Below are 346 nucleotides of genomic sequence, written 5' to 3'. Positions count from 1 at the left end.
CTGAGCAGAAAGCCCGTGTTAACGCTATCGGCGATCTCTTTGCCATGTTCGGCAATAAGCACATGGAACTGCAGAATCAGTGTGTGGCCGACCCTGATTGCTCCGTCGATAAGGCGAAAGATTTGCTGCTGGCAGAACTCGGTAAAACGGCCACGCCGTCCAATAAAACCACCCAGCCGCATATTCATGCGGGCAACGGTAACTTCGTCGCGGATGGTATTCGCCAGGCACTGATGGCGCGTGCCGGGTTCGAAGGTCAGGAGCGGGATAACGTTTATAACGGTATGACGCTGCGCGAGTATGCGCGTATGGCCCTGACAGAAAAAGGTATCGGCGTGGCCAGCTA

General features: G+C 55.2%; 1 pseudogene. It reads left to right on the top strand.

Going from position 1 to position 346, the window contains the following annotated elements:
* Window positions 1-346: pseudogene (locus tag AB8818_RS22915) on the top strand (Clp protease ClpP); the annotation flags it as partial.

The organism is Enterobacter sp. KB-280D8 (assembly GCF_041399405.1).
Classification (GTDB): Bacteria; Pseudomonadota; Gammaproteobacteria; order Enterobacterales; family Enterobacteriaceae; genus Enterobacter; species Enterobacter cloacae_N.
Note: the sequence above shows the minus strand (reverse complement) of the source record. Positions and strands in the feature narration are given on the sequence as shown.